Source organism: Longimicrobium sp., from assembly GCF_036387355.1.
Taxonomy (GTDB): Bacteria; Gemmatimonadota; Gemmatimonadetes; order Longimicrobiales; family Longimicrobiaceae; genus Longimicrobium.
In genome coordinates this window covers 1-4,772 of the sequence record NZ_DASVTX010000243.1, presented here as the reverse complement: position 1 = coordinate 4,772, position 4,772 = coordinate 1, and the positions used below count along the sequence as shown (strand labels likewise).

Sequence of the window (4,772 nt, the reverse complement as noted above, 5' to 3'; positions counted from 1 at the left end):
GGGGTCCCGCGATCTATGTGAAATCGGCGATGACGCCCGCCGCTCTCGCGTTCTGACTTCGCGGCCGGATCAGCGCGCGCGTTCCACCCGGATGTCGCCGTTGACGGTGGTGATGCTCACCCGCGCCCCGCCGCGGCCGATGCGCCCGCTGGCGTTGCGGTTGCCCGGGCTGCGCCTGCGGCTGCTCTCCACCCCGAAGTCGCCCTCGATGTCGCCCGAGACCGTGCTGGCGGTCACGTCCGCGTTCACCCCGGACCCCGCGTGCAGCGTCACGTCGCCGCTGACGGTGGAGAACGAGGTGCCGCTGGTGACCGCGCCAAAGGTGACGTCCACGTCGCCGCTCACCGTGGTGGCGGAAGCGGTCTCGGAGGTGCCGACGCGCACGTCTCCCGACACCGTGGCAGCCTGCACCGCGCCGCGCAGCCCGTCCGCGCGCACGTCGCCGGACACGGTAGACGCCACCAGCCGTACGCCGGCGGGAACGCGGACCGTGTAGTTGACGGTGCCGTTGAAGTTGCGCCGGCCGCTGCCGCGGTTGTGGCCGCAGGGCTGGTCACCGCGCCCCACGTTCACCGTCCCCGGATAGACGGTGCACACGATCACGCGTCCCGCGCGCTGCACCACCTCCACCCGCAGTTCGTCGGCGTTGCGCCCGGCAAAGCGCCCCACCACCTCCACGCGGTCGCCGGAGGCGGGCTGCGCATCGATGTCGCCGCTGATCCCGTGCACTTCCAGCGACTGTCCGCGGGCCACCTGCCCGCTCCAGCGGAAGTCCTGGCGCTGCGCATCGGCCGGCGCGGCCATCATCCATCCCGCGCCCAGCGCCGCCAGTGCCGCCATCCGTACGTGCTGCATCGTCGTCATCTCCCCAAGTTCAGTGTCGTTGGCCTTCACGGGATTGGATGCGCGCGGCGCCGCGAGGGTTTGAACCGGGCGGATGCGGGAGAACGCGGCCTTCAGGCGAGCTGGACGGCGGACGAGATGATGAAGTACAGAAACAGGCCGCCCACGAACAGCGTGACCACGATGTGGTAGATCTCGTTGCGGCTGACCGCCATTGAGCCCACGAACACGGCGGCGATGGCGTTGCTCACCGCGCCCAGGTCTGCCCACGTGCCGGCCTGCACGGCGCGCCGGCAGGCGTCCAGCGCGGGGCTGAGCGCCACGAACAGAAAGAACCAGAACCGGGAGCGGTAGTAGTACTCGCGCAGGTCGTAGCGCTCGCCGCGTTCCACGTCGGGGAGCGCAAACGCCGCGGCCAGGTACAGCGACACGGGGCTGAGGAGGATGAACAGAAAGTAGAAGAAGTTCCACACCGTCTGCTCGCGGAGGGCAAAGCTGGCCCACCACCACTCGATCTGGCTCATGAACATCAGCGCCACCCAGAGCAGCGAAAGCCAGTACAGCTTCACCCGTTCGCGGGCCTGGATGAGCCGGTGCAGGCTGGTGAGCAGCTGCGTGAGTCCCAGCCCCAGCACGATGGAGATGAGGACCGCGAGATGTTCAAAAGGACTCATCCGGAGAACGGTGCCAGGCCAGAAAGGTGAGCCCGCAGACCCGAGGCCGCGGATCGTCCTCGCGCCCCGTCGTGGAAGCAGGCGACGAATGCGCCTGAAACTACACACCCGCCGCGCACTCCGCCTCCCGCGCCCGCATCCACCGCCCCTTCCGCGCCGAACCCGCCACCGCTTCATCGCCGTCTGACGCAGCGCGGGGACGGAGCCGAAGCCACGTCCCCGCGCCGTCGTTCTGCCGTCGGTTTGCCGTCGTTCGCCTTTTCCCGCGTTCGCCGGGTGAGGGGCGGTTCGCGGAGCCGGCCATCCACGAAGTCCGGGGTCGCGCGATCAGCGGGCGCGTTCCAGGCGAATGTCGCCGCTGACGGTCGTGACGCTCAGTTCCCGCCCGCCGCGACCGATGTCGCCGCGCGCCTGCCGCCCGATGCGGATGTCGATGTTCATCCCGCCGCGATCATTGTCGTCATCGTCGTCGCTGTCCGTCATGGAGCCGCGGCGCAGGTCAAAGTCGCTCTCGATCTGCCCCGAGAGCGTCTGCGCCTGCACGCTGGCGTTCACGCCCGAGGCGAGGCGCAGAAGCACGTTGCCGCTCACGCTCGCGAACTCCATCTCCTCGTCGCCCACCTCGCCGAAGCTGGCGATGACGTCGCCGCTCACGGTGGCGGCACGCGCCGAACCGCTCGTGGAAACGGTGACGTCGCCGCTGACGCTGGCCGCCGCGACGGGGCCGCGCAACCCCTCGGCAGTGATGTTTCCGTCGATGGTGCCCGCCGAAAACGTTACGCCGGCGGGAACGCGCACGACCCAGTCGATGCGGGCGTCGTCCGAGTCCACGGTTCCGTTGTGGTCCCCGTCGCGGTCGCCGTCGCAGTCGTTCTCGGCGCGGCGGTCGTCGTCGCCGTCGGAGCCGGGGTAGATGGTGCAGATGGTGACGCCCTCGTCGTTCTGATCGACTACGATGCGCACCTGGGCGGCGTTGGGGCCGCGGCGCCGGCCGGTGACCTGCACCTCGTCACCGGTGGCGGGCTCCGCGCGCACGTCGCCAAACAGCCCCTTGATCTCGATCTGCCGGCCGCGCGCCACCCGGCCGCTCCAGCGGAAGTCTTCCTGCCCAGCCGTGGCAGCCGGGGCCCGGAGCGTGCTTGCCGCCTCCGCCTGCTGCGTGTGCGCCGACATCCAGAACCCTACCACCGCCGCCGAAGCAGCCACCATCGTCACGTACCGCATCGTCCCGCTCCTGTGGTCGTCGTTGTTCAGCGAGGGAAACGTGGCCGGTCCGGAAACGCCTCGGCCGCATCAACGAGAGCTTGGATGCGGGCGCGGCGGGAAAGGTTTATCCGGGTTCAGCCCTGCTCCGTGGGAGGGAGGCTGAGCGGCGGAGGCGCGGCATACCACGGCTGAAAGCCCCGACGCGCGGCCGCGGACGCGTCCACGATCGGGGCTGTGCGGTTCGCGGCAGACCGGCCGTCGACCGGCCCCTCCTTGTCTATGCCGTGGTCTCGTCGATGATCTCGCGGAGGCGAGCCGCGGCGAACGGAGTGTTGGGAGGGAGCGCGTCCATCGCCTTTTGCGCCAGCGCCGCGGCTTCAACGGGATCGCCGTCCGTGAGCGCGAGGGCGGCCAGCGCCCGGTCGCGGTCGTACGCTTTCACGCTCGCCGTCCTCGCGGGGATCGCGGCGAGGTGCGCCCGCGCAGAGTCCCGATCACCGGACCTCGCGGCGAAGTACGCGGCCTCCGCCTGCACGGCGGGAACGAGCGGGGCCGGCCAGCGGTCCAGCAGTTCCATCGCGCGGTGCATGGCCCGGCCCGCGGCGACGCGGTCGCCCGCGTCCAGGCGATGATAGTAGGCAAAGATCCACGCCATCGACTCTTCCAGCGTATCGTCGCGCAGTTCGGTGGACGCCTCCACCAGTTCGCGCGGCCACTCCCGGGGAGCCTCGCCCACGTTGGCGCGGGCGACGAGCGCCAGCGCGGCGGCGTCGCGCTCGGCCGCGGGCCCGCCGCGCACGAGGCGCAGCAGGCGCCCGCCGTCGCTCATGAACCCGCCCGTGCGCATGGGGATGAGCGTCGCGAGGCCGATGGCGGCGGACAGCGCGCCCAGCATTCCGGCGGCGAAGCGCGCCAGCGGCGGCAAAGGGACGCCGAGCGCGAGACCTCCCGCCATCGCGGCCAGGAGCAGGCTGGCGCCTGGCCCGCCCCCGACCAGCCACGCCAGCCGCTGCCGGATGCGGTTGCCGTCCGGAGGAATGCACCCCGCCACGCCACCCCAGAACGCCGGGGTGCGGTTGAAGCGCACCGCGATGCGTCCCGTGCCCGGATCGCGGTCGATGCGCAGCGGCCCGGCGGCGAAGAGAGAAAAGCGCATCCCCGCCGCCACGCCCGCGGCCACGTGCCCTGCCTCGTGCACCGCGATGACGGCAAACGCGAGGAAGAGCGCGAGCGGGACGATGACCGGCAGCGTCCACGGGCCGTACTGGGCGCGGACGGCGGCAAGAGTGGACTCGCCCAGCGCCGGCAGCATCTTGAGCACCAGCAGGGCGCCGCCCCCGCCCACCGCCATTCCCGCCAGCGCGGACAGCAGCCCGTTCTGCCCACGTCTCGCGCGGGGTGCGGGCGGGGCGAGCTCCTGTGCGGTCGCGGCCGTGGAATCCGACATCTCTCCCCTCCGTGAGTGGATGGTTTGCGGTGCGGGATCGTGGATCGTTCACTTGGACGCCGCGCCGCGTCCGGGGCTGCGGGCGGCCGGAGTGCGCCTCGGACGGTCCCGGGCACTCGGCGGGACCCCGGCCCCGGCGTGTGTCGCAGAGTTCGGCTCAGTTCAGGGCTCGGGGCCCCTACCCCGGCCCCTCCCCGTGCAAACAGCCGCACGGAGAGGGGGAGAGACACTGCGGGTTCGGTGCGGCTCGCACGGTTTGGCGCATGCCGCGGGCGCCCCTCTCCCCCCAGCCCCCTCTCCCGCAAGCGGGCGAGGGGGAGCCGTTCGGGGTGGCGGAGGGCTCGGCGTGTGGCGCCGGGCATTGCGCCGCGCCAGTGGAAGCCCCGAGCGCGGAGGCGGCAGCGGCCGCGAGTCGGGGCTTGCCACTTCTGGAGCGGCGGGTTCATCCGCTCAGGAAAGCGTGCGGCGCGCTCAGAACGCGGCCCCTCCCCCGCAAAACAGCTGCGCGGAGAAGGAACCACACACCGGGCTCCGGGACGTGTGAGCCTCACGGCAGTACCGTGAGGCTTTCAGCCGTTGTTGCGGCGACTTCAGTCGCTCAG

At 71.6% G+C, this 4,772-nt stretch carries 4 protein-coding genes; all 4 read right to left on the bottom strand.

Annotated features, from left to right (window positions below):
* Positions 1-69: 69 nt before the first annotated feature.
* Positions 70-855, bottom strand: coding sequence for a DUF4097 family beta strand repeat-containing protein (locus VF665_RS10820; RefSeq protein WP_331053442.1), 786 nt, complete (start codon positions 853-855; stop codon positions 70-72).
* A 101-nt stretch (positions 856-956) separates the two neighbouring features.
* A complete protein-coding gene (locus tag VF665_RS10815) occupies positions 957-1,517 on the bottom strand; it encodes a hypothetical protein (RefSeq protein WP_331053441.1) in 561 nt (186 codons plus the stop codon).
* A gap of 327 nt (positions 1,518-1,844) precedes the next feature.
* The gene (locus VF665_RS10810) at positions 1,845-2,741 is read right to left on the bottom strand and encodes a DUF4097 family beta strand repeat-containing protein (protein ID WP_331053440.1); all 897 of its coding nucleotides are present in this window, start codon (positions 2,739-2,741) and stop codon (positions 1,845-1,847) included.
* Between the two features lie 259 nt (positions 2,742-3,000).
* Positions 3,001-4,170 carry a hypothetical protein gene (locus VF665_RS10805; protein WP_331053439.1) on the bottom strand — a complete coding sequence of 390 codons (1,170 nt, stop codon included), beginning with the start codon at positions 4,168-4,170 and terminating at the stop codon, positions 3,001-3,003.
* Between the last annotated feature and the right edge of the window lie 602 nt (positions 4,171-4,772).